Here is a 23699-nt window from a genome sequence, read left to right on the forward strand (position 1 = left end):
CCTGCCGCGGTCTGCCCGGGACCGCCCCGTTGGTACTGCCAACGCCGTACCGCACGTTGTGTTACTGCTACTGCGAATCCCCGATTTATGTCTGCTGGGTCGGCCTCAGCGGCGGCGGCTCGGTGCCCTCGGGCTCCTTCTCCGCGCGCAGCAGGGCGATCTCGGTCTCGAAATCGTCCGCCGACTCGAACTGCCGGTACACACTGGCGAACCGCAGGTAAGCGACCTCGTCCAGCTCCCGCAGCGGCCCGAGGATGGCAAGACCCACCTCGTGCGCGGGAACCTCCGGCGAACCGCTCGCCTTCAGCGCGTCCTCGACCTTCTGCCCCAACCGGGACAGCGCATCCACGCCGACGGGCCGGCCCTTGCAGGCCTTGCTCACGCCGTTGACGACCTTCTCCCGGCTGAACGGCTCGGTGGCGCCGGAGCGCTTCACGACGGTCAGCTGCATCTGCTCGACGGTGGTGAACCGCTTCTCGCAGACCGGGCACTGGCGGCGGCGACGGATCGCTCCGCCGTCCTCGGCCACCCTGCTGTCGACCACACGGGAATCGGTGTGCCGGCAATACGGACAGTGCACGGCTGATCACTCCTCCCGTAGGCCGCCGCTCGGGCGGGCTGTGGACTGCGTCTGTGGATGGATCTGGGGACAACCTGTGTATGGCCTGTGAGTAACCAACCACTACCTGTGGAAAATTACACCCGTGTAACCACTACATCTAGGGATCCTAGATCGCTGCTCCGACAGTTTGCAAGAACGGCCGGATCTCGCGCGCGTCGCTTCTGAATCGGTCTGACCCCTCCTTGGTTTCAACACTCGTGCGGCCCCGTGTAGTCCCGCGTGGCGCCACCAAAAGGGCCCTCGGCGGGAGGACACTGCGGCCCTCCCCCGGCGTCTGCGCGACTTGGCCGATAGGTCAGGATGGGGGCATGAAACCGGTGATCCTGGACGTCGACACCGGGCTCGACGATGCTTGCGCGCTGTTGCTCGCCGCCCGCCATCCAGGACTCGACCTGCAGGCCGTCACGTGCGTCGGCGGGAATGTCGGGCTGGACGACGTCGTGATCAACACGCTGACCGTGCTGGAGGCGGCCGGACGGACCGACGTACCGGTCGCTCGTGGTGCGGCGCTGCCGTTGCTGCAGCCGATGCGGGCTGCTCCGCATGTCCATGGTGTTGACGGGCTGGGTGATCTGGACTGGCCGCGGTCTACCCGCTCGCCGAGTCCTACGCCGGCGATTGAGCTGCTGCGTTCGGTTCTGCTGGATGCGGCTGCCAAAGACGATCCGGTGACGCTGATTCCGCTGGCACCGATGACGAATATTGCCTTGCTGCTCCGCACGTATCCCGAGTCTGCGGCTGGGCTGCGCGAGATCGTGTTCATGGGTGGTGCAGCTGGGATTGGTAACGCGACCGCTTCGGCCGAGTTCAACATCTGGACTGATCCGGAGGCTGCTGCGATCGTGCTCGCTGCCGCGGGTGAGCTCGGCGTACCGGTGACGATGTATGGGCTGGATGTTTTCTACGACGTGGTTGTGACGCTTGAGCAGGCGTCGGAGCTGGGCGGGTCTGCATCGGCTGATTTGGCGCGGAAGCTGATCGAGAGGCGCAGCGAGTTGTACGGCGCTGCGGGCGCGAGCATCGGTGATGGCGGCGCGGTGTGCGCGGTGATCGATCCGGACGGGCTCACTACGCGGCGGCTGCCCGTGCGGGTGGAGTTGGCGGGGAGTTGGTCGCGCGGGCGGACGATTGTCGACAGTCGGGGGTCGAGCGATCTGACCAGCGATCCGTACGGCGTTTCGCCGACTGTGGTGGATGTCGCGACGGCTGTGGATGGTTCGCGGTACGCCGAGTTGTGGCTGGGCGCGGTTAGGTAGTCAGCTCGAGTAGGCGGGATCTGAGGCCGGCGAGGAAGATGTCCAGGCCATCGCTGAACAGGTCTTCGGTGATTGTCGATTCGGCTACCACGGCCGCCAGGCCCCAGCGGGCGGTTACCTCGAAGAAGTGGCGGGCTTGGGGTCCGGGGACGCCGAGGCGTACTAGCGACTCGATTTGTACGCGGACCAGGAGGGCTCGGGAGCCGGCGCCTTGATCTCGATCCGGGGTTGCTTTTGCCTGCATGAGCGCGGCCAGGCCGGGATGGTCGGCGTAGAACGCACGGAATTCGAGCGAACCGCTTCTGGTGAGGGCGATCCATTCGTCGATGGTTCGGAGATCTTCGTACGCCGTTTCGTCGGACGCGAACTCGTCAAAGGCGTTGCGCGCGACCAGGTCGAGGAGCTCGGCCTTGTTCCGCACGTGGTGGTAGAGGGTGGGGGCTCGCACGCCTAGTCGCTCAGCCACCCCACGCATGGTCAGCCCGTCGACGCCGACCGCCCGAATGACGGCGAGGGCAGCGTCGGCGATGGCCGCGACCGTGATCCCGACTGCCGTGTGAGAGGAGGGGGCGCGCGTTGTCGCGGATGGCGCCGTGTGGTCCGGAATGCGAGCCGGGCGCTCGGGGCCGGGAGGCGGGTCTTCGGGCACGGGGAAACCTCGTTGTGGGATCTGTGGTGACGGCACTAGTGTCTAACGGTGTTAGACAGACTACTCGTGAGGGCGGCGTCGTGACTGGATTGCATCCGGCTTATCCACTGCGGACCGAGCGGCTGGACCTGCGTGCGCATCGGCGGGACGATCTCGACGATCTGCTGGCGTTCCACTCGAATCCGGACATCGTGCGGTATGTGCCGTGGCCGGTGCGGGATCGGGAGCTGACGCGGGAGGCGCTGGAGAAGAAGCTCACGCAGGACCGGCTGACCGAGGAAGGTCAGTGGCTGGTGCTCGCGATCGAACTGCGGGAGACCGGGACTGTGATCGGCGAGGTGCTGCTGAAGTGGGCGAGCGAGGCGGATCGGCAGGGGGAAATCGGTTATGCCCTGCATGCCGGGTATCACGGCAAGGGGTATGCGTCGGAGGCGGCGCGGGAGATGCTGCGGCTCGGGTTCGAGGATCTCGGGCTGCATCGGATCGTCGCCGTACTGGATGATCGCAATACTGCGTCGGCGCAGCTACTCGAGCGGCTCGGGATGCGCCGAGAGGCACATCATCTGCAGGCCTTGTGGTTCAAAGGTGAGTGGGGCAACGAGTTTGTCTATGCCCTGCTCAAGGATGAATGGCTCAGCGGGCGATCGGGATCTGCAGCGTCTGGCCAGGAGTGAGGTCGGCCGGGCCGGAGAGTTGATTCAGCTCGGCGATCTTCTCGATGACGAGCGTCGGGTCCTGATCGGGATTCGTCTCCTGGGCGATCGACCAGAGGCTTTGACCGGGCGCGACCTGGACCGGGACCGTGCTGCTGAAGTCGGGGCCTGAGTCGAGGACGCCGGCGATCCGCAGGCCGAGCACCGCGATGGCGGAACCGAAGACCAGCACCGACACGAACGAGACCAGCATCCGGCCGCGCCGGGTCAGCCGCAGGGAGGGGGCCTCGAGCTCGCGGGGCCGCCGCTCCTGATGCCTGACGACCACCTGGCGGCCGAGGACCTCGCCGCTGCAGGCACGGACCGGGAGTGGCTCGGTGGCGCTGCCGAGGATCCGGCGGCGTCGCGGAACCCCCTGGGGAGCGGGCGCAACCTCGGGCGCAAGCCGGCCGGCCAGCGCATCCGCTGCGAGTTCCGCTGTGCTCATCAGATCCTCCAGACCACGTTGTTCGCTGTGCTTCCTTGTCTACCGGCCGCCTCCGACAGTTTCTGCGGATGCGGCCAGCCGAACACCTGTTCGATCGAACGTCTGTACGAATGATTAACCCATCCACCCGGTCGACGCAACTACTTCCAACAGCGACACGCCAGCAGAATTCCCGCCCTATAACCCGACACACGAACAAACGTGCGAACCGACACGCCTTCGAACAGATGTTTGAAGAATCTCAGAATTCGGTCTACGGTCGTCTCAGTCGAACCTGACCAGGACCAGAGGAGCGGATCACCGATGCCCAGGACGCCGAGCGGTTCCAGCAAGAACGAGGACCGCGCCGCGGACACCGCGGACCGGACCGTGAGCGAGCTGCCCGACGGGCCGGCCGACGCGACCGGGCTGACGCCGCGGCAGCGCCGGGTGCTGGACGTGATCAAGGATTCGGTGGACAGCCGCGGGTACCCGCCCTCGATGCGGGAGATCGGCGAGCGGGTCGGGCTGACCAGTTCGTCGTCGGTGTCGCACCAGCTACGGGTGCTCGAGCAGAAGGGCCTGCTGCGCCGCGACCCGAACCGGCCGCGCGCCATCGAGGTCCGCTACCCCGGCGAGGTCGACGCCGCGGCCCGGCGCAGTGCGCTCGGCTCGGTGCGCCAGACGGCGTACGACGAGACCGGGGCCGGCGACGCGCATCCGGACGCGGTCTACGTGCCCGTGGTCGGGCAGATCGCCGCCGGTAACCCGATCCTCGCCGACCAGCAGGTCGAAGAGGTGTTCCCGTTGCCCAAGGCAATGGTCGGCGAGGGCACGCTGTTCATGCTGAAGGTCAAGGGTGAGTCGATGATCGACATCGCCATCTGCGACGGCGACTGGGTGGTCGTCCGGCAGGAGCAGACCGCGGAGAACGGTGACATCGTCGCTGCCATGATCGACGGCGAGGCGACCGTGAAGACGTTCAAGAAGACCAAGTCCGAGATCTGGCTGCTGCCGCACAACCCGGCGTTCGAACCGATCGACGGCAAGGACGCGGTGATCCTCGGAAAGGTCGTAACAGTTCTGCGGCGAGTCTGACATCTCAGACGGCAAGCGAAGTCGGGCGGGTCGTGTCAGCATTGTTCTCATGACGACTGTCTACGACTTCAGCGCGCGCCGGATCGAAGGCAATGAACAGTCTCTTGCCGATTTCCGCGACCAGGTGCTCCTGGTGGTGAACACGGCGTCGCAGTGCTCCCAGACCCCGCAGTACGCGGGATTGCAGAAGCTCTACAAGACCTACCGTCGGCAGGGCTTCTCGGTGCTGGGTTTTCCCTGCGACCAGTTCAACCACCAGGAGCCCGGTGACGAGAACGAGATCGCGAACTTCTGTTCGACGATCTACCACGTGACGTTCCCGATGTTCGCCAAGATCGACGTGAACGGATCGCGGACGATTCCCTTGTACAACTGGCTGAAACGCGAGCAGGGCGGCCTGCTCGGCGGCCGGGTCAAGTGGAACTTCACCAAGTTCCTGATCGGCCGCGACGGCGGGGTGATCGCGCGCTACGCGCCGACCAATACGCCGGAGAAGCTGGCCGACAAGATCGAGGCGGCGCTGGCGATACCGGCCGCTTCCCGGGAAGCGAACGACTGACCCAGCACGGCTTCCGCCCGGCGATCGATGCCGAGCGCAACTATTTCGCGACCCCGAGCTGCAACACCTGAACAGCCGGCGTCGCAATGCCCGGCGAATCCGTCCGTATACCGGGCAGTTTTCTCACGCCTCGGCGATTCCCTCACCCGTTGACTAAACCGGTATAGTTCGACATCTTGGCTGCCCATGAGAGCAGCCATCACGAAAGCCTGCGTCGCTGTCGCCGTCGGTGCTGTAGCGATGACGACGTCGATCACCCCCGCCGGTGCCATCACTGCCGCCACCGGCGCGCAGAACTGCGGCACGCCCATCACCTACGGCTACTACCGGCAATGGCGCGATGTCGCGACCACGAAACCCGAGGACCGCGCGCCGAACGTGCAGCGGTTGAGCGAGGTCCCACCGGAGATCGACATCGTCTCGGTCTTCGCGACCAAACCTGCCGAGGATCCGGACTTCTGGGTGGCGTTGCGCGACACCTATCTGCCCGCCCTGCACGCGCAGGGCACGAAGGCCGTCTTCACCTTGTGGATCGACGACTTCGCCAAGGCTCCAGTCGCCGACAACACCGCCGCGTACGACGCCTACGCCCAGCAGCTGTACGACGAGTACATCGTCAACTGGGGTGTCGACGGAATCGACATCGACGTCGAGAGCACCCCGAGCGGTACGGCGTTGACTCGCGCGGCCGGCATCATCAGCGCACTCGGCAAGCGGATCGGCCCGAAGTCGGCCTCCGGGAAACTCTTCATCTACGACACCAACCTGACCGGCAGCCACCCGGTCTTCACCCGGACGTCGTCGCTCTACAACTACGTGATGCTGCAGGCCTACGGCCGTGGCGCATCGACGCTGCAGTCCACCTGGCAGACGTTCTCGAGCCGGATCTCGTCGTGTCAGTTCCTGCCCGGCGTCTCGTTCTACGAGGAGCGCGGTGCGCACTGGGGCGACACGCTCGACCCCTTCGAGACCAGCCGGGCCGCGTCGTACGCGAAGTGGCAGCCGACCGGCGGTGAGAAGGGTGGCGTGTTCGCCTACGCGATCGACCGGGATGGCAAACAGCCTGGTGATGACACCATCTCGACCACCGACTACAGCTGGATGAAGCGGCTCGACGCGTTGGCCCAGTCAGTCGACGACTAGGACGCTGCTGGGGTCGATGTCGAGGCGTAGGCCGCGCCAGACCGGATGCCGGAGGCGTCCGTCGGCCGCCCAGCCGGAGAAGGTGATCTCGGCGACCAGCACCGGGTCCAGCCAGTGCGCTCGGCGCTGGTCGGGCCCGGGAATGGTCGCCGGGTTGAAGGCCGGTCTGTCGATCTCCAGGCCGGCAAGCTCCGTGCCGAGCAGGTCGAGCGTCGCGAAGTCGAGGCCCGAACCGACTTTGCCGATCAGGAGTAGTTCGCCGCCAGGTTCGGCGTACGCGCCGATGTAGAAGGAACCGATCTTGCCGTCGCGATTCCCCTCCCCCGGATGCCAGCCGCAGAGGATGACATCGCGGGTCTGCACCGGCTTCACCTTGATCCAGTCGGAGCTCCGCCGGCCAGGCAGGTAACGGGAACGACGGCGTTTCGCCACCACTCCTTCGAGCCCTGTCGAGACTGCGATACCGAGTGCTTCGTCGCCGTCGGCCAACGCGGCGGGCGTCTCGTAGAACGGGTCCCCGAGGTCGAGTGACTCGAGCAGTCCGCGCCGATCGTCGTACGTTGCCTCAAGCAACCACTTGCCGTCGAACCTAAGCACGTCGAACAACCGCACCGAGACCGGTACCTCGGTGATCAGATGACGCAGATGCCGGGGATCTCGCACATGCATCCGCCGTTGCAGCAGACCGAACGACGGCGCACCGTGCTCGTCCAGCGTGACGATCTCCCCATCCAGTACGGCGGGCAGTCGCAGACCGGGCGATTCGGCCAGACCGATTAGCTCGGGGTACCCGCCGGACACGTCTCGGCTGTTGCGCGACCACAACCGGCAGACACCGTCGTCGACCTCGACGACGACGCGAATGCCGTCCCACTTGAGCTCGTACGACCAGTCGGGTCCGGACGGCATCTCCCCCAGCGCCGCCATCATCGGCAGCACCGGCGGACCGCCCGACGGGCTCATACCGTCTGGAGTCTCTTCAAGGCGCCAAGCACCTTCTCACGATCCGCCGTCGGCCACATCGGAGGCAAGGAGGCGCGCAGGAAGCCGCCGTACCGCTGGGTGACGATCCTGGGGTCGAGGATCGCGACCACGCCGCGGTCGGTGCTGCGGCGGATCAGCCGACCGGTGCCCTGGGCAAGCAACAGCGCTGCGTGGGTGGCGGCGACGGCCATGAAACCGTTGCCCCCGGCCTCGTCCACCGCGCGCTGCCGGGCCGCCATCAGCGGCTCGTCGGGACGCGGGAACGGGACGCGGTCGATGATGACCAGGTTGCAGGTCGAGCCCGGTACGTCGATGCCTTGCCACAGCGACAGCGTCCCGAACAGAGATGTCTCGGGGTTGTCGACGAACTCCTTGGCCAGCTCACCCAATTGCGCATCGCCCTGGCAGAGGATGGTCAGGTCGGTCGCCTCGCGGACGGCGGCGGTCGCGGCCTCAGCCGCCCGGCGCGATGAGAACAGGCCGAGTGTGCGACCACCGGCTGCGGTGATCAGGTCGATGATCTCGTCGAACTGCTTCTGCCCGAGTCCGTCGCGATGCGGCGGCGGCAGGTGTTTGGCGACGTACAGAATCCCCTGCTTCTCGTACTCGAACGGGGAACCGACGTCGAGGCCGCGCCAGGGCAGTGGACCGGTCTCGTTGCTGTCGTCGAGCTCGGGCATCTCGTCGTCGTCCGTGAGCTTGTCGGCCGGCCGCAGGCCGACCTGACGCGCGATCGAGTCGAAGTCACCACCGAGCGAGAGGGTGGCCGAGGTGAGCACCGCGGTGCGGTCCTTCAGGACGAGCTCGCGGAGCAGACCGGCAACGGTGAGCGGCGCGATCCGCAGCTCGCGGCCGAAGCGCTCACGGTCGGCCATCCAGACGACGTCCAGATCGTTCAGCGCGGCGACCCGCTCGGCGACGTCGAAGATCTCCTTCACCGCGCCCTTGGCCTGCCGCTTCGCGCCGTCGGGGTCGTCGTCCTTGTCGTCGGACTTCTTGTTCAGGTCCGAGTACATCGAGCGAGCGGCGTCGCGAACCAGCCCGGCCGCCTCCAGGACGGGCGTGTTCGACGGCTCGATCCGGCCTTCGCGAGTGCCATCGAGCGCTGCGCGCAATGCGTCCGAGGCGTCGATCAGATCGTCGGCCTTGTCGTCGTCCACGAATCGTCGCGACCGCTTGGCGGCTCGCTCGACCATCTGCGGCGAGAGCTCGTCGCCGGCGGCACCGGTGACACGCGCCGGAAGCTCATGGGCCTCATCTACGATGATCACGTCGTGCTCGGGCAGGACAGTGCGGTTCTCGAAGGCGTCGATGGACAGCAGCGCGTGATTCGTGATCACGATGTCCGCCTTGCGGGCCTGCTCCTTCGCCTTCTCCGCGAAACACTCATCGCCATACGGGCATTTCTGCGCGCCGAGGCATTCCCGCGCCGCGATCGCCACCTGCTGCCAGGCCTGGTACTGATGCGAGGGCGCATGGTCACGGTCGCCGGCCTCGCCGTCGAGCAACTGCTGCTCGGCCCAGTCCCGCAGCTCCAGCACCTGCTGCCCGATCTGCCCCGGCGGCGGGACGTCGATCAGCATGCCGTCCTCGTCCGGCGCACCCTCGCGGATCCGGTGCAGGCAGGCGTAGTTGTTGCGGCCCTTCTGGATCGCGTACGACGGCCTGCGCGGCAGGAGCTTCTCGGTCGCGTCGAGCAGCGCCGGGACATCGCGGTCCACGAGCTGCGACTGCAGTGCGAGAGTCGCGGTCGAGACGACCACCCGGCGGTCCTCGATCGCGTGCAGCAGCGCGGGAACGAGGTAGCCGAGCGACTTCCCGGTGCCGGTGCCGGCTTGGACAAGTAGGTGCGAGCCGTCATGCATGGAGGTGTTGACGGCCTCGGCCATCTCCACCTGTCCAGGTCTGGTCTGCCCAGCGATCCCGGAGACAGCGGCTTCGAGCAATTCGCGTACGTCTACACCCACCGCCACACCCTAGCCCGCCGCGCCGACAGATTCCGCCTGGCGATCGGCGCCTGTGGATAACCCTCAGATGCTGACGAGTACGACGCCTGCGACGACCGCCGCGAGTCCGGCCAGCCGGGTGCGGGTGGCGCGTTCGTGGAGGACGAGGAAGCCGAGGAGCGCGCCGATGACGACGTTCATTGTGCGGCCGACCGCGACCGCGCTGACGGAGGCGTAGGAGAGGGCGAGGAGCGACAGGCCGTAGCTGGCCGGGACGAGGATGGCGACCGGGATCGCTCGACGCCACTCCCCCAGGGCTGCTCGGCGGTCGCGAGAAAGCACCGAGAGGACCACGACCTGGGCGAGATTGCTGACGGCCAGGTAGGCAAGCAGGTCCGCGTGCAAGGTACCGATCGCGTAGGCATCCCAGAGCGTGTACGCCGCCGTGCAGGCTGCGACCAATAGACCGAGCGCGATACCGCGGGCCAGCGTCCGGCCACGATGCAGACGGTCCATGACGAGAACGCCAGGTAGAACGATCAGAGCTCCGGCGTACACCCGCCAGCCGGAGACCGTAGCTAGCGCGACCAGGACGGGTGCAGAGCCTCGGCTGATCGGATAGACGGTGGCGAAGTCAGCGGCGCCGTACGCCTTCTGCAGGGTGACGGCGTACAGGGTGTGCAGGGCCATGCTGATCAAGGCCGGCCACCACGTCACGGCGAGATCGTCGGAACGCACGAGCAGGACGACGGAGACCGGGAGGGTGAGCAGGCCGCAGAGCCAGATGAAGGCGGATCCCTTGGTGCTGACGGTCTTCATCAGCAGGTTCCACGTGGCATGGCAGCACGCGGAGGCGGTCAGCAGCGCGAGGGCGGTCATGTAGACAATGTCTACACGACCGCTGTAGACACTGTCTACCTAGGCTGCGTCAGACCACGGCTCCACGGTCCGGAGCGGCGTCCCGGTCGACCTGGGCGCGCTTCGGGCGCGGCGGCGGGGCCGGGTAGCGGCGTTCGAGCTCGAGGAGCAGCGGCGCGGCGGTCAGGTTCGACGAGTAGGTGCCGACCAGGATGCCGAGCAGCAGCGCCAGCGAGAAGTCACCCAGTGAGTCGCCGCCGAGGACCAGCAGCGCGGACAGGATGAACAGCGTCGAGATACCGGTGTTGACCGTTCGCGGCAGCACGTTGACGATCGCCGTGTCGATGACCGGGCCGAGGTTCTCGGTGGCCCGGGCACTGCGGGTCTCGCGGATCCGGTCGAACACGACGACCGAGTCGTTCACCGTGTAGCCGATGATGGTCAGGATCGCGGCCAGGAAGATGCCGTCGACCGGTTTGCCGGTCCAGGCGAAGACGCCGACCACGACCGCCACGTTCTGGATCAGGGCGAGTACCGCACCCGCACCGAAGGTCCACCGGAAGCGAGCGGCCAGATAGGCCAGCTGTGCAAGCAAGGCGATCCCGAGCGCGATCAGACCCTTGTTGCGCAGCTCTTCACCGAGCGACGGACCGATGCTCTCGTTGCGCACCAGCTCGGCAGTGCCACCGCCGATCTGCGCGATCGACTCGCGGACCTTCTCCGCCTCGTCGTCCGAGATCGTCCCGGTTCGCACGGTGATGTTCTCGTTGTCGGTCGCCTGCACGATCGCTGTCGGATAGCCGGCCTCGCCCACCGCGGCCCGCGCCTGATCCGGCGTGATCGGCTGGGCCGTGCTGACCTCCAGCAACCGCCCGCCGGTGAACTCGATGCCGAGATTGAGACCTCGTATGACGACGCCCGCAACCCCGACGGCGATCACGATCACGCTGATCAGCAACCACCGGCGGCTGTGATTCATCAGGGCCGGCCGCCGTGCCTCCAGCCAGGTCCGCACGCGCCCGTGGCCGTCGATTCCACTCAGGCCGGGGCGCCGCAGCACGAACTTCCGCGACACGAAGAACTCGGCCAGCACTCGGGTGACCACCAGCGCGGACAGCAGCGATGCGAGCACACCGATGCTCAGCGTGACGCCGAAGCCGCGCACCGGTCCGGCCGCCAGGAAGAACAGCAGACCGGCCGCGAGCAGGGTGGTGATGTTGGAGTCCGCGATGGCGGACAACGCGTTCTGGAAACCGCTGCGCAGCGAACGGCGCAGGCCGTCGGTCCGCCCGGCGATGTGGTCTTCCCGGGCTCTCTCGAAGACCAGGACGTTCGCATCGACCGCCATCCCGATGGCGAGCACGAAACCGGCCAGACCGGGCAGCGTCAACGTGGCCCCGAGCACGGTCAGCGCGGCGTACGACATACCGGCGTACCCGATCAGGCCGAGCACGGCCATCAGGCCGACCAGCCGGTACACGAAGATGATGAAGATCGCGGTCAGACCGAGCCCGATGATCGCGGCCTCGGCGCTTGCCTGGATGGCGTCCTTGCCCAGCGAAGGGCCGACCGAACGCTGGTCGATGATCTCGACCGGCACCGGCAGCGAGCCGCCCTCGATCAGCGCCGCCAGGTCCTTGGCCTCGGCCTCGGTGAAGCGGCCGCTGATCGTGCTGGTGCCACCGGGGATGCCCGTGCCGCAGAGCTGGTTGCCGCCGTCCGGGTCGACCTGCGGGGCGCTGATCACCTCGTTGTCGAGGACGATCGCGATCATCCGCTTGGGCGTGTTCACCGGCTCGCAGGCGGCCTTGCCGGTGATGTTGGCCCAGATCTTGCCGCCGTCGCCCTTGAACTTCATCTGGACGAACCAGCCCTGGCCCGGCTGCTGCGGGTCGATCATCCCGTCGGCGCCGCTCACGAGCTGACCGGTCATCGCCGGCTTCGCGAGCTGCAGCACCCCGGATCCGGTGTCCGAGGGCAGCCAGATCTCACCCTTGGCGGGCTTGGCCGGCTTCTCGGCGACCTGGTTCAGCACCTCGTGGAAGGTCAGCTGGGCGGTCTTGCCGACCACCTTCGCGGCTTCGCGCGGGTCCTGGACACCGGGCAGCTCGACGATGATCCGGTTCTCGCCCTGGCGGGTGACGTTCGGCTCGGCCAGGCCGAGGGCGTCCACGCGCCGGTGCAGCACCTGGGTCACGTTGTCGGTGACGTCCTTGGTGACCTTCATCTCCGGCGTGTCCTTGGCCTCCAGCACGATCTGCGTACCGCCGCGCAGATCGAGGCCGAGCTCGGGCTTCGCGGTCAGGACGACGAACGTCGACAGAGCCAGCACGACGAACGCGAGCAACGCGCGAACGATGGACGACCGGTTCACTACAGCCTCCGGAGATGGGCACCCGCAGTACGGGTGTCGTGACAGAGAGCAGCCATGGTTGGCGTGGCGCACAGTGTACGGAGTTGAAGCAAACGTCCCAGCGCGGCAGCGCTGTGCCATGGCATCAGCGCACCCCTCAATTGATTGACCTGTCAGGTGAGTACGGCCTAACTTCTGCTCCACCCCGGTCCGTAGTCGACTGCGGACCGACGGTGATCACCCCTCCGCCCCGGTGGGTGATGAGTTCCCTGAGGAGGAACCGTGCGTCGTACCGTCTCACTGATTCTCGCCGTGGGCCTGGCCCCGGCCCTCGCCCTCGCCACCGCCGCCACCTCCGGCGCCGCCTCCGGCCCGGACCGGATCATCGTCCAGCAGGCCAAGGCCGAGCCCGGTGTCTCGGCCATCAAGGACACCTACATCGTCGAGCTGAAGAAGGGCATGAAGCTGAAGAGCGGCCTGGGCATCACGCCGCAGCGCCAGTTCAGCACCGCCGTCAACGGCTTCAGCGCGAAGCTCACCGCCGCCCAGCTGGGCGCACTGCAGAAGAACCCCGACGTCGTCGCGATCTCGCAGGACGTGCGGATCGAGAACGCCCTCGACGCCACCCAGACCAACCCGCCCTCGTGGGGTATCGACCGGATCGACCAGCGCAACCTGCCGCTGTCGAACTCCTACACCTACACCCGGACCGGCCAGGGCGTGCACGCCTACATCATCGACACCGGGATCACCCCCGGGCACGCGGACTTCGGCGGTCGCGCCAGCTTCGACTTCAACGGCATCGACTCCAACAACACCGACTGCCAGGGCCACGGCACCCACGTCGCCGGCACGATCGGATCCAACACCTACGGGGTGGCGAAGACCGCCCGGCTGCACGGCGTGAAGTGGCTGGACTGTGGCGGCGCCGGTACGGCGTCCTCCGCGATCGCGGCCGTGGACTGGGTGACCCGGAACGCGGTCAAGCCCGCCGTGGCCAACGCCTCGTGGAACTTCAGCGCGAACACCACGCTGGAGAACTCGCTGCGCGCCATGATCAACTCCGGTGTCTTCCTGGCCGCCTCGGCAGGCAACACCGGCGGGAACTCCTGTGAGCGCCTGCCTCGCAAGATCGAGACCGCACTGGTCGTGGCGGCGTCGGAGCGGAACGACGCGCGGGCGTCGTACTCGAGCACCGGTGCGTGTGTCGACGTCTACGCGCCGGGTTCGGCGATCGTCTCCACGCTGCGCACCGGTGGTAGCGGCTCGATGAGCGGGACCTCGATGGCGACGCCGCACGTCGCGGGTGTCGCGGCGCTCTACCTGCAGACCAGCCCGTCGGCCACCCCGGCCGCGGTGAAGTCCTACATCGAGACCAACGCGACCCCGAACAAGGTCACCGGTGGCGCAACCGGCGGAACGGTCAACCGCCTGCTCTTCACGAACGGCCTGTAGCCCAACGGACGACGCCCCCGGGACTACTCGGGGGCGTCGATCCCGTGTTCGATCGCGTAGCGGACCAGCTCGGCGCGGTTGTGCAACTGCAGCTTCCGCAGCGTGTTCTGCACGTGGTTCTCCACTGTGCGATGCGAGAGCACCAGACGGGTCGCAATCTGGCGGGCAGTCAGCCCGCGGGCGACCAGCCGGAGTACTTCGGTCTCCCGCTCAGTCAGCTGCGGCACTTCGGGACCAGCCCCCAACCGCCGGTACTCCCCCAGCAACAGTCCGGCCAGTCCGGCGCTGAAAACCGCGTCCCCCTCAGCAGTACGCCGTACTGCGTCGTCGAACTCGTCCAGTGATGCCGACTTCACCAGATAGCCCGACGCACCGTTCTTCACCGCGGCCAGTACGTCGTCCTGTTCCGCGCTGGCCGACAAGACGAGCACCCGGGTGTCGGGGAGCGCCGCGGTGATCTCTCGCGTCGCATCGACCCCGGAACCGTCGCCCAGCTGCAGGTCCATCACCACGACATCCGGCCGAGTCGCCAGCGCGATCTTCACCGCACTCGCAACATCCTGCGCGGTCGCACAGACGTCGTACCCGCGACTGCCGAGGTCACGCGCCACGCCTTCGCGCCACATCGGGTGGTCGTCGACGATCATCACTCTGGTCATGGGGCCTCCAGATCTGGACTGAGGAGCGCAGGGAGCGAAGCGACTGGAGCGACGAGGGAAGAGATGGAGTTATAGCCCCATGAGCCGCCGCGCCGGAGGCGTGGCATATGCAGAGTCATCGGTCTACCTTCAGCTCCCACTCGGTTCCCTCGCCTGGTGCGGTACGGACGGTGGCGGTGCCGCCAAGATCAGTGATGCGGCCACGGATGGACTGGCTCACTCCGAGGTGGCCGTCGACCCGGGCCTGTTCCAGCTGGGCCGGCGTCGTACCGATCCCATCGTCGCGGATCGACACCAGTACGGCGTCGTCGAGGTCCTCGACCACCACCCAGGTGCGGGCGTCGTCGCCGGCGTGCTTGTCCACGTTGCTGAGCGCCTCCTTGACCGCGGCGACCAATTCGCCGGCTGCGGCGGCCGGCAGCAGCACAGGTCCGGCCGGCACCACCACGTCGATCCTGGTGGTGGCCAACGGCAACAACTGGCTGCACACGTCGGTCTGGTCGCCGTCTGCCGTCACCGGGCGGGCGGCCATCAAGGTGCGCAGGGCAACCTCTTGTTCGGCGGCCATCCGAGCCAGCTCGACGGCCTCGCCACCGATGGCGTGACCGCGGCGCTGCACCTGAGCCAGCACCTGCAGGACACCGTCGTGAATAGACCGGCTGAGCCGCAGCCGCTCAGCGGTCGCGCTCTCCGTGGCGATGGCCTCCCGTAGCCGGTCGCCTGCGCGCCTCATGGTGGAGGCGGCGTACCCGACGACCAGTCCGGCGACCAGCAGCAGCTGCACGTTGCTGAGCACCTTTGCCGCGTTGTCGACACCCCGTAGCGACAGCAACGCCAGACTGATGGTGGCGGCGCCCAGCAGGCCACCATCGCGACCACGCGAGATCGCGAGTGCCAGCACCGGTCCGGCCGCCCACACCGAGGTCAGCACCGACGCACCGCCCCTGATGTCGATCAGCGGCTGCGCGAACAGCGTGGCGTACATACAGCCCGCTGTGACGACCAGGTCCGCGAAGGCGAGCCGGGTGTTCCGTCGTCCCCAGCGCCTGCTGTAGCCGAACGAGGAGATGAGCGTCCAGATCGCCATGATGACCAGCTGCAGTACGGCGCCGGACGGCCGGGCGATGCCCTCCCACCGGGTCCAGACGCCGAGACAGGCGAATCCGAAGGTGATCACCCGGAACACGACCAGCGCACGCCACAGCGGCTGCAAAAGGTCTACCGGATCGCGCTCCACCGCCACAGTCTGTCAACACTCCGGCCCGCTGCGACCGAGGCGTCGTACTCGGCCGGTTGAGTAATACCACTCATGGTGCAGGTTTCCCCGCGCCTTTCCCGTATTTTCCGCCATCTGCTTCCGGAGTCCCCTGGTTGCCCCGTACTCTCGCGCAGAACACGCTCGGGGGAGCTACGAACACGCCGCGTCACCATGCGCGGCGGAGTCCACAATGCATGGAGGGGAATCGTGCGCAAGCTACCCGCTGGGCTGTTCAGCCTGGCCTTGGCGGCAACGGCCGGGATCGGATGGGCCGCGGCCGGTAACGCCGTCACGCCGTCCACCCAGAGTTCGGGACCGATCGCCAGTGAGACCGCACCCGCACCGGACGAGATGCCGAACCCGCTCGAGGAGAAGCGTCGCGATCTGCGCCAGGAGGCACTCACCAAGGTGCTGAACGGCACGGCGAAGCCGGAGCTGCGGAACGGCAGCCAGGTCGTGAAGCTGGGCACCAAGGCCGCCGCCGCGAAGGGGATCAAGAACAAGTCCGGCAAGGTCGACCAGTACGTCGAGCTGAGCCGCGAGAAGAGCGACAAGATCTTCGTCGTACTCGCCGAGTTCGGCAACGAGCGGCACCCGAGCTACCCCGACGTGGACACCTCGCCGAACTTCCCCGGCCCGGTGACCTGGGACGGGCCGCTGCACAACGCTATCCCGGAGCCGGACCGCGCGGTGGACAACAGCACCGTCTGGCAGTCCGACTACAGCCAGAAGTACTTCCAGGACCTGTACTTCGGCAAGGGCAACTCGGTCAAGAAGTACTACGAGAAGCAGTCGTCCGGCCGGTACACCGTCGACGGCACCGTCACCGACTGGGTGAAGGTCAAGTACAACGAGGCCCGCTACGGCCGCTCCAACGGCAAGCCGTGCGCCGCGAACAACTGCAACAACGTCTGGGCGCTGATCTCGGACTCGGTCAATCAGTGGGTGGCCGACCAGAAGGCCAAGGGCCGCACCACCGCGCAGATCAAGGCCGACCTGAAGTCGTTCGACGTCTGGGACCGCTACGACTTCGACGGTGACGGCAACTTCAACGAGCCCGACGGCTACATCGACCACTTCCAGATCGTGCACGCCGGCGGCGACCAGGCCGACGGTGACCCGTGGCAGGGCGAGGACGCCGTGTGGTCGCACCGCTGGTCGGTGCAGTACCCCGGTGGCCCGGCGACCAACCCGAACGGTGGCTCGCAGATCGGCGACACCGGCCTCTGGGTCTCCGACTACACGATCCAGCCGGAGAACGGCGGGATCAGCGTCTTCGCACACGAGTTCGGCCACGACCTCGGCCTGCCGGACCACTACGACACCTCCGGCCCGGCGATCGAGAACAGCGTCAACTGGTGGTCGATCATGGCGCAGAGCCGGGTCTCCAAGGCCACCGACGGCGGGATCGGCGAGCAGGCGGCCGACTTCGGCGCCTGGGACAAGTTGCAGCTGGGCTGGCTGGACTACGAGATCGTCGCCGCCGGCCAGAACCGGACGCTCGAGCTCGGACCGCACGAGTACAACACCAAGAAGGCCCAGGGCCTGGTCGTGACGCTGCCGAAGAAGTCGGTGACGCACGAACTGGTCGCTCCGGCCGCAGGTACGAAGTCGTGGTGGAGTGGCCAGGGCAACCAGTTCACGCACACCATGAACCGTCAGGTCACCCTGCCGGCCGGCGCCGCGAGCCTCACCTTCCAGGCCAACTGGTCGATCGAGGACTGTGGCAACGTCGCGTGTGACTACGCCTACGTCGAGGTGAACGACGGCACCGGCTACAAGCCGATCGCCGGCAACATCACCAAGGCGGCTGAAGGCAACGGCATCGACGGCAAGAGCAACGGCTGGGTTCCGGCGACCTTCGACCTCTCTGCTTACGCAGGCAAGACGATCGGCCTGCAGTTCCGCTACACCACGGACCCGGCAGCTGCCGAGATGGGCTTCTTCGCCGACGAGATCAAGGTGACCTCGGGCGCCACCACGGTGCTCAGCTCCGGTGCCGAGACCACGCCGGACGGCTGGGCGCTCAACGGCTTCAGCACGGTCGGAGCGTCGTACACGAGTCAGCACGACAACTACTACCTCGCGTCGCACATCAACTACGTCGACTACGACGCGCACCTGAAGACCGGCCCGTACAACTTCGGCTTCGCCAACACGGCGCCGGACAAGGTCGAGCACTTCCCGTACCAGGACGGTCTGCTGCTCTGGTACTGGGACACCTCGCAGGAGGACAACAACACCAACGAGCACCCCGGTGCTGGTCTGGTGCTGCCGATCGACAGCCACCCGACCCCGATCAACCGCCTCGACGGCCAGCTCTGGCGGCCGCGGGTCGGCGGGTACGACGCTCCGTTCGGGCTCGAGAAGGCCGACTCCTTCTCGCTGCACATCAACGGCAACGCCAGCTACATCCGCGGCCAGGCCGGAGTCTCGACCTTCAACGACTCCAAGCCGTTCTGGTTCGCCGAGCAGCCGATGGCCGGCGTCAAGGTGCCGAACAACGGCGTCAACATCAAGGTGCTCTCGCGCAACGGCACGAGCATCAAGGTCCAGGTCTCCAAGCGGAAGTAACGCCCTGATCTGAAAGCAGCCCCCGGGTCACTGCCCGGGGGTTGCTGCTGTCTGGGCCACCTGGGTCCGATCGGGCCGGCTCTTCAACTTCTCGATGGTCGCCTCGTAGCCGAAGCCGGCCAGCAGCGCCTGCCAGAAGGTGAGTTCCAGATCCGGCTTCAGCGACCGCACGATCGCCAGCAGGACGAGTGCGGTGACCAGGCAGAAGAGGAACAGCCTCAGGTACTTCGGCACCCACGGCGGAAGTCCCGCGGTCGCCCCGAAGTCCTTCTGGATATAGCCCTTCAGGAACGTGTACAGAATCGCGGCCAGCACTCCCAGCGCGATCCCGAGATAGTCGTCCATCGCAAACCCCTCCCAAGGTTCAGTCGATGACCGGTAACCGCTCGTCGAGCGGAACCGCCAGCGTCGAGCGCTCCAGCGGTACGCCGTCTGGCGTGAGGAAGACGAGATCGAAGACGACGCAGACCGGGGCGTGCGTCGCTTCCTCGTACGCCGACGGTTCGACGTACCCGATCGCCACCCGCAAAGCGGTCTCGCCCGCCGGCCGCAACAGGTCCGCGGCGAGTGCCTCGATCTCGCGCGGATCGCGACGACGTTCGACCGGTACGGCGGTCGCCAGCGGCCGCACGCCGACATCCACGAAGGCGCCGTCGTGGCCGGTGATCAGGCTGACTCGACCGCCGGGCCCGATCGACGCCGTACCGCCGATCACCGTCAAGCACTCCCGCTCGACGACAGGTGACGAAGGCTCGACCTCCTCCAGAGATCGTGGCGGCGAAGTCCGCTCGAGATAGCTCTCGGCCAGCTCCCAGTCGCGGAACCGGACAGTCCCCGACCACGGCATGTGCTCCGCGTCGGGCAGGTCCCAGGCCAGAAAACCGAGCTGCTCCTCCACCGGCGCGAACACGAGTGTTGGCCCGGCCTCAGCCCAGTGCTTCTGCTCGTACACCCAGCCGGCCGCATCGCTCAGGCTGAGTTCCGTCCAGCGCATCAGTACTTCGCCTTGACGGTCGGTGTCGCCGAGGTGCGTGGTCCGGGCAGATTGTCGATGTCGAGAGTATCCAGAGTGTTCTGGGCGTCCTGCGGGTCGTCACCGAACGCGATCGCGAGTGGCTCATCGGTCTGGTAGTACGCGCCGGCTTGCATGGACCCGAACCAGGCGTCCTTGACCGGGAGCTGCCGCAACATGGTGGCGAAGGCGCGACCGCGGATCGACGCCAGCTTGGACACCGAAGCGGCCGAGCGGAAACCGAGGACCATCCGCAGCTCGGTGCCGAGACTGCTGTTCTCCCATTTCGTCGTCCAGCCCGGCTGTTTGACGTTGTCGAGATTGCAGCAGTCGAAGACCACCACCGCCGGACCGCGACCGCCGAAGTTGCTGGTCAGGAGATCCCAGTCAAGCGCATGCAGGGCAACGGAGAACCCGTTGCTGCCGAGGCCGCCGTGCGACGCGACATACAGGATGTCAACGTCCTGGCAGGCGCCGGGATCGAGCGACGTGCTCGTCAGGTCCTCGTCGCAGAGCACGAACTGGATGTCATCCCCCGCATTGAGCATCCCCTGCAGGAACAGCGACGGCGCCCGGTACGCATAGCGCAGCCTGGTGTGCCGCACCGACGTCTGCAACGCCTGCTGCCACAACGGCCGGTCAAAATGCGTCGCCCAGGCGACGCCCACCCTGATCGCCATCCCCAACCCCCATTTCGGAGGATGACACAGCGTGAGGCCGCCGCCAAGATGCCGATGGATGATTCGATGCGCGGGTGGCGGACCGCCGGCACTCACCAACTCTGTGTTGCCTGCTTGATTCACGCTCAGCACGCCCTGCCCGGACGGCTCAGGAACGGGTTGATGAGTGGCACAGGTCCGCCGCGGGCCCGGTGGGGCCCGTTGCGCGCGAGGAATGCGGATGGCTGGGGCGCTTAGGAGGTCGCCTGGATGTCTGCGGTCCCTGCCGGCATGGTCACGGGAAGGGTGTTTGCCCGTCCGGCGGACGGTTGCCGCCGCGAAGTACGTACTGGTCGCCCAGTAGCTCGTAGGGTCCGGCATCGCCCGCTACGAGGTAGCGGTCATCAGTTGCATCATCCGCACCTGTACTGGGTGTAACAAAGACAAGGTATTTCGTGCCCGGCGTGAGAATCGCCGACGCATTGCCACTTTGACCCGCAACACCTAGTTGCCTGATCTCGATATTCGGCACCGTCACGTCACCCCAGACAACCTTCGTTACCGCCAGTCGGGTAATGGTGGTCGGAATCCCCGAAATCTCACCGGTTGCCTGCTCACCAGCGGTGCCTTCGACTATTGCGGTGCTGGCCGCGCGCAGTTCGGCAAGCGTGGAGAATGTCTGCGCATGATTGACATTGAGTCGGTGCTCAACCCCGCGTGGTGCGCCTGCACCGGCTATCTGCGGCACGTTAGCCCCTTCGCTGACACTTGACTGTGACTGCCCGCCGTCAAGTAACTGGCCTCGTGCGAGCATTCGGCTTTTGGCCCATTGTCATTGTCGCGGGTGGTGGGACCTGCTGGCGTTCGAGGCGGTCTCAGCCGGACGCGGTCCGTTCTCGGGCGCGCGGTAGCGCGCATGGGGCTGGGCGGTCGCCCGGCGGCTGGGGTGGGGTGGGCGGGGCGTTTGCGTAGCACGCGACGAAGGAGTGGGCGTAGCTGACGCGGGGGAAGGAACAAAACAACCCCCGAGGAGTTGGTCCTCGGGGGTTGTTTGTTGTGCTGTTAGGCGGAAGCTACCTCGTACGGCGTGAGGTCGCCGGCCAGGGCCGGGTGGACTCGGGCCGTGACGCGGGTGCCGTCGGCGGTGTGTTCGAGTTGCTCGACGGAGCCTTCGGAATGGATGCGGGAGACCAGGTCCCCGCGGTCGTAGGGCAGCAGGAGGTCCAGGGAGATGTGCGGCTGTGGCAGTGCACCCTCGAGGAACTCGCGGAGCTTGTCGATGCCCTCGCCGGTCTTGGCCGAGACCACGATGGCGCGTGGTTCGCGGGCCAGGATCGGGGCCAGCGCCAACGGGTCGGCGGCGTCGGCCTTGTTGATGACGATGATCTCGGGGACGTCGAGGGCGTTGATCTCGCCCAGGACCTCACGGACCGCGTGGATCTGCGAAAGCGGATCAGGGTGCGACCCGTCGACCACGTGCAGCAGCAGGTCGGCGTCCGCGACCTCCTCCAGCGTCGAGCGGAAGGCCTCGACGATGTCGTGCGGCAAGTGCCGGACGAAACCGACGGTGTCGGTCAAGGTGTAGACACGGCCGTCGGCCGTGGTGGTCCGCCGGGTGGTCGGGTCCAGGGTCGCGAACAGCGCGTCCTCGACCAGTACGCCGGCGCCGGTGATCCGGTTGAGCAGTGAGGACTTGCCCGCGTTGGTGTAGCCCGCGATCGCGACCGAAGGAACCAGGTTGCGGCGACGCTCCTGGCGCATGGTCGAGCGGGTGCTCTTCATGTCCTTGAGCAGCCGGCGCAGCTTGGAGATCTTGGTGTTGATCCGGCGCCGGTCGGTCTCGATCTTGGTTTCACCAGGACCACGGCCACCGATACCGCCACCGGCCGCACCAACGCGTCCACCGGCCTGGCGGGACAGGTTGCCACCCCAACCACGCAGGCGCTGCTTCATGTACTGCAGCTGCGCCAGCTCGACCTGGGCCTTGCCTTCCTTGCTCTTCGCGTGCTGCGCGAAGATGTCCAGGATCAGCGCGGTCCGGTCGACCACCTTGACCTTGAGCTTGTCCTCCAGGTTGCGCAGCTGCGCGGGAGCCAGCTCACCGTCGGCGATCACCGTGTCCGCGCCCGAGGACGCGACCAGGTTGCGCAGGTCGGACACCTTGCCGGAACCGATGAAGGTCGCCGGGTCCGGCTTCTTGCGGCGCTGGATGACTCCGTCCAGCACCTCCGAACCGGCGGTCTCGGCGAGCAGCTTCAGCTCGGCCAGCGAGTTCTCGGCGTCCTCGGCGCTGCCTTCGGTCCAGACGCCGACCAGCAGCACCCGCTCCAGCAGCAGCTTGCGGTACTCGACCTCGCTGATGTCGGTCAGCTCGGTCGACATGCCGACTACACGGCGGAGCGCCTGGCGCTCTTCGAGGTCCAGGCCTTCGGTGCTCAGATCACGTTCGTCGTACTCACTTTCGGTCTCGTCATGACCCGTCAACGGAGTGCCGGAGTCATCGCCCTCGAGGAGGTCGGTTTCGACATCGGTGGTCTCGTCGTAAAAGTTCGATTGGGTCGTCATATACCTTCCATGGTGGCACGGGCCACCAGTACAGGCGACCCGATTAACCACGTCAACGCCTCAGCGGCTGCCTGAATTCCCGTTCAGCCAGGCGCGGTCGAAGTCGCCGCGGGCGTGCAGGACGGCCGGACCGGTCAGTTCCAGGTGGTTGTCATCGCGCCACGTGACCGTGACTTCACCGCCTGGTACGCCGACGCGGTACGTGACCGGTAGTGCTTGCTTGGCGGCTTTTGCCGCTGCCACGGTCACTGCGCAGGTCCCCGTGCCGCAGGAACGGGTCTCGCCCGAACCACGCTCGTGGACGCGCATGTCCACGTCGTACGGACCACGCCGTACGACGAACTCCAGGTTGACGCCGTTGGGGAACGCCTCCTGCGGGGACCAGCTCGGCTGGTCACACAGGTTGCCTGGCTCACTCAAGTTGTCGATGAAGGCCACTGCGTGCGGATTGCCCATGTCGACGTGCAGAGCGGGCCACTGGTGGCCGTTGGCGGTGACAACGATCCCGGCGGGTCCGGGCAGGGTGGGCTCGCCCATGTCGACGGTGAGCGTGCCGTCGTCGTTCTGGACGACCTCTTTGACACCTGCGCGAGTTCCGACGCGCACCGGCTTGTCGTCGATCAGACCGGCGTCTGCGAGGTACCGGACGAACACCCGGACGCCGTTGCCGCACATCTCGGCAATCGACCCGTCCGCGTTCCGGTAGTCCATGAACCAGTCGCCGCCGTCCTCGACGTACTGCTGGCTGGTGCCTTCAAGGACCCGCAGTACGCCGTCCGCGCCGAGGCCGGCGTGGCGGTCGCAAAGGAACTGCACCAGTTCCGCGTCCAGCTCCCCGTGGACCGTGCCGTCGGGGTCGGGGAGGATCACGAAGTCGTTCTCCGTGCCATGGCCTTTCAGCCAGGGGAACGTGGTGCTCGTCATGGGTAG

Annotated in this window: 22 protein-coding genes; 7 read left to right on the forward strand and 15 right to left on the reverse strand. The window is 66.9% G+C overall.

What is annotated here, in order from left to right; all coding sequences use genetic code 11:
* Positions 1–85 precede the first annotated feature (85 nt).
* Positions 86–580 carry a transcriptional regulator NrdR gene (gene nrdR / locus ACFTSF_RS23300; RefSeq protein ID WP_132173398.1) on the reverse strand — a complete coding sequence of 165 codons (495 nt, stop codon included), beginning with the start codon at positions 578–580 and terminating at the stop codon, positions 86–88.
* A gap of 350 nt (positions 581–930) precedes the next feature.
* Here nrdR and ACFTSF_RS23305 point away from each other — a divergent pair, with 350 nt between their 5' ends.
* Positions 931–1878 (forward strand): nucleoside hydrolase, encoded by a 948-nt coding sequence (locus ACFTSF_RS23305; protein ID WP_380155777.1) that lies wholly within the window; start codon positions 931–933, stop codon positions 1876–1878.
* On the opposite strand, the gene ACFTSF_RS23310 is transcribed toward ACFTSF_RS23305, so the two are convergent.
* Positions 1871–2527 (reverse strand): TetR/AcrR family transcriptional regulator, encoded by a 657-nt coding sequence (locus ACFTSF_RS23310; RefSeq protein WP_380155778.1) that lies wholly within the window; start codon positions 2525–2527, stop codon positions 1871–1873. The genes ACFTSF_RS23305 and ACFTSF_RS23310 overlap by 8 nt on opposite strands.
* Positions 2528–2607: 80 nt before the next feature.
* On the opposite strand from ACFTSF_RS23310, the gene ACFTSF_RS23315 reads away from it, so the two are divergent.
* A complete protein-coding gene (locus ACFTSF_RS23315) occupies positions 2608–3201 on the forward strand; it encodes a GNAT family N-acetyltransferase (RefSeq protein WP_380155779.1) in 594 nt (197 codons plus the stop codon).
* On the opposite strand, the gene ACFTSF_RS23320 is transcribed toward ACFTSF_RS23315, so the two are convergent.
* Positions 3161–3667 carry a LysM peptidoglycan-binding domain-containing protein gene (locus ACFTSF_RS23320; protein ID WP_380155780.1) on the reverse strand — a complete coding sequence of 169 codons (507 nt, stop codon included), beginning with the start codon at positions 3665–3667 and terminating at the stop codon, positions 3161–3163. The genes ACFTSF_RS23315 and ACFTSF_RS23320 overlap by 41 nt on opposite strands.
* Before the next feature lie 303 nt (positions 3668–3970).
* Between ACFTSF_RS23320 and lexA the strand changes: the two genes are divergently transcribed.
* The 3 genes from lexA to ACFTSF_RS23335 all read left to right on the forward strand — a co-directional run bounded on the left by lexA (position 3971) and on the right by ACFTSF_RS23335 (position 6446).
* Positions 3971–4744 carry a transcriptional repressor LexA gene (gene lexA / locus ACFTSF_RS23325; RefSeq protein WP_344155760.1) on the forward strand — a complete coding sequence of 258 codons (774 nt, stop codon included), beginning with the start codon at positions 3971–3973 and terminating at the stop codon, positions 4742–4744.
* A gap of 49 nt (positions 4745–4793) precedes the next feature.
* Positions 4794–5303 carry a glutathione peroxidase gene (locus ACFTSF_RS23330; RefSeq protein ID WP_344155757.1) on the forward strand — a complete coding sequence of 170 codons (510 nt, stop codon included), beginning with the start codon at positions 4794–4796 and terminating at the stop codon, positions 5301–5303.
* Between the two features lie 186 nt (positions 5304–5489).
* A complete protein-coding gene (locus ACFTSF_RS23335) occupies positions 5490–6446 on the forward strand; it encodes an endo-beta-N-acetylglucosaminidase family protein (RefSeq protein ID WP_380155781.1) in 957 nt (318 codons plus the stop codon).
* Here ACFTSF_RS23335 and ligD read toward each other — a convergent pair.
* The 4 genes from ligD to secD are packed head-to-tail and all read right to left on the reverse strand — an operon-like array spanning position 6432 to position 12608.
* Positions 6432–7409: a non-homologous end-joining DNA ligase gene (gene ligD, locus ACFTSF_RS23340; RefSeq protein ID WP_380155782.1), complete on the reverse strand. Its 978-nt coding sequence runs from the start codon at positions 7407–7409 to the stop codon at positions 6432–6434. The genes ACFTSF_RS23335 and ligD overlap by 15 nt on opposite strands.
* Positions 7406–9403 carry an ATP-dependent DNA helicase gene (locus ACFTSF_RS23345; RefSeq protein ID WP_344155748.1) on the reverse strand — a complete coding sequence of 666 codons (1998 nt, stop codon included), beginning with the start codon at positions 9401–9403 and terminating at the stop codon, positions 7406–7408. The genes ligD and ACFTSF_RS23345 overlap by 4 nt, the downstream gene beginning before the upstream one ends.
* A 57-nt stretch (positions 9404–9460) precedes the next feature.
* Positions 9461–10255, reverse strand: a complete 795-nt coding sequence (locus ACFTSF_RS23350; protein ID WP_380155783.1) for an EamA family transporter — start codon at positions 10253–10255, stop codon at positions 9461–9463.
* A gap of 49 nt (positions 10256–10304) precedes the next feature.
* A complete protein-coding gene (gene secD / locus ACFTSF_RS23355; protein WP_380155784.1) occupies positions 10305–12608 on the reverse strand; it encodes a protein translocase subunit SecD in 2304 nt (767 codons plus the stop codon).
* Positions 12609–12869: 261 nt separating this feature from the next.
* Between secD and ACFTSF_RS23360 the strand changes: the two genes are divergently transcribed.
* The gene (locus ACFTSF_RS23360; RefSeq protein WP_380155785.1) at positions 12870–14042 is read left to right on the forward strand and encodes a S8 family peptidase; all 1173 of its coding nucleotides are present in this window, start codon (positions 12870–12872) and stop codon (positions 14040–14042) included.
* A gap of 23 nt (positions 14043–14065) precedes the next feature.
* Here the strand turns inward: ACFTSF_RS23360 and ACFTSF_RS23365 are convergent, their stop codons facing one another.
* Complete coding sequence (locus ACFTSF_RS23365) at positions 14066–14701, reverse strand: response regulator transcription factor (RefSeq protein WP_132406479.1); 636 nt, start codon at positions 14699–14701, stop codon at positions 14066–14068.
* Between the two features lie 115 nt (positions 14702–14816).
* A complete protein-coding gene (gene macS, locus ACFTSF_RS23370) occupies positions 14817–15938 on the reverse strand; it encodes a MacS family sensor histidine kinase (RefSeq protein WP_380155786.1) in 1122 nt (373 codons plus the stop codon).
* Between the two features lie 228 nt (positions 15939–16166).
* Between macS and ACFTSF_RS23375 the strand changes: the two genes are divergently transcribed.
* On the forward strand, positions 16167–18533 hold the full coding sequence (locus ACFTSF_RS23375; protein WP_380155787.1) for an immune inhibitor A domain-containing protein: 2367 nt from the start codon (positions 16167–16169) through the stop codon (positions 18531–18533).
* A gap of 27 nt (positions 18534–18560) precedes the next feature.
* On the opposite strand, the gene ACFTSF_RS23380 is transcribed toward ACFTSF_RS23375, so the two are convergent.
* The 6 genes from ACFTSF_RS23380 to dapF form a co-directional block, all read right to left on the reverse strand.
* Positions 18561–18878, reverse strand: coding sequence for a hypothetical protein (locus ACFTSF_RS23380; protein WP_380155788.1), 318 nt, complete (start codon positions 18876–18878; stop codon positions 18561–18563).
* A gap of 19 nt (positions 18879–18897) precedes the next feature.
* On the reverse strand, positions 18898–19527 hold the full coding sequence (locus ACFTSF_RS23385) for a hypothetical protein (RefSeq protein ID WP_380155789.1): 630 nt from the start codon (positions 19525–19527) through the stop codon (positions 18898–18900).
* Entirely contained in the window at positions 19527–20225 is a 699-nt protein-coding gene (locus tag ACFTSF_RS23390) for a DUF6345 domain-containing protein (protein ID WP_380155790.1), read from the reverse strand. Before ACFTSF_RS23390 ends, ACFTSF_RS23385 begins: the two co-directional genes overlap by 1 nt.
* 274 nt (positions 20226–20499) lie before the next feature.
* The gene (locus tag ACFTSF_RS23395; protein WP_380155791.1) at positions 20500–20952 is read right to left on the reverse strand and encodes a hypothetical protein; all 453 of its coding nucleotides are present in this window, start codon (positions 20950–20952) and stop codon (positions 20500–20502) included.
* 314 nt (positions 20953–21266) lie between these two features.
* Positions 21267–22769, reverse strand: coding sequence for a GTPase HflX (hflX, locus tag ACFTSF_RS23400; RefSeq protein WP_344155718.1), 1503 nt, complete (start codon positions 22767–22769; stop codon positions 21267–21269).
* 60 nt (positions 22770–22829) lie between these two features.
* Positions 22830–23693, reverse strand: coding sequence for a diaminopimelate epimerase (dapF, locus tag ACFTSF_RS23405; protein ID WP_380155792.1), 864 nt, complete (start codon positions 23691–23693; stop codon positions 22830–22832).
* Positions 23694–23699 lie beyond the last annotated feature (6 nt).

The organism is Kribbella sp. NPDC056951 (assembly GCF_042674205.1).
In the GTDB taxonomy this organism is placed as follows: Bacteria; Actinomycetota; Actinomycetes; order Propionibacteriales; family Kribbellaceae; genus Kribbella; species Kribbella yunnanensis.

Coding starts and splice junctions, on each gene's coding strand:
- ACFTSF_RS23350 (WP_380155783.1), bottom strand. CDS start 10,255: ATGACCGCCCTCGCGCTGCTGACCGCCTCCGCGTGCTGCCATGCCACG.
- hflX (WP_344155718.1), bottom strand. CDS start 22,769: ATGACGACCCAATCGAACTTTTACGACGAGACCACCGATGTCGAAACC.
- ligD (WP_380155782.1), bottom strand. CDS start 7,409: ATGAGCCCGTCGGGCGGTCCGCCGGTGCTGCCGATGATGGCGGCGCTG.
- ACFTSF_RS23380 (WP_380155788.1), bottom strand. CDS start 18,878: ATGGACGACTATCTCGGGATCGCGCTGGGAGTGCTGGCCGCGATTCTG.
- ACFTSF_RS23385 (WP_380155789.1), bottom strand. CDS start 19,527: ATGCGCTGGACGGAACTCAGCCTGAGCGATGCGGCCGGCTGGGTGTAC.
- ACFTSF_RS23365 (WP_132406479.1), bottom strand. CDS start 14,701: ATGACCAGAGTGATGATCGTCGACGACCACCCGATGTGGCGCGAAGGC.
- dapF (WP_380155792.1), bottom strand. CDS start 23,693: ATGACGAGCACCACGTTCCCCTGGCTGAAAGGCCATGGCACGGAGAAC.
- ACFTSF_RS23320 (WP_380155780.1), bottom strand. CDS start 3,667: ATGAGCACAGCGGAACTCGCAGCGGATGCGCTGGCCGGCCGGCTTGCG.
- ACFTSF_RS23330 (WP_344155757.1), top strand. CDS start 4,794: ATGACGACTGTCTACGACTTCAGCGCGCGCCGGATCGAAGGCAATGAA.
- ACFTSF_RS23390 (WP_380155790.1), bottom strand. CDS start 20,225: ATGGCGATCAGGGTGGGCGTCGCCTGGGCGACGCATTTTGACCGGCCG.
- ACFTSF_RS23305 (WP_380155777.1), top strand. CDS start 931: ATGAAACCGGTGATCCTGGACGTCGACACCGGGCTCGACGATGCTTGC.
- ACFTSF_RS23335 (WP_380155781.1), top strand. CDS start 5,490: ATGAGAGCAGCCATCACGAAAGCCTGCGTCGCTGTCGCCGTCGGTGCT.
- lexA (WP_344155760.1), top strand. CDS start 3,971: ATGCCCAGGACGCCGAGCGGTTCCAGCAAGAACGAGGACCGCGCCGCG.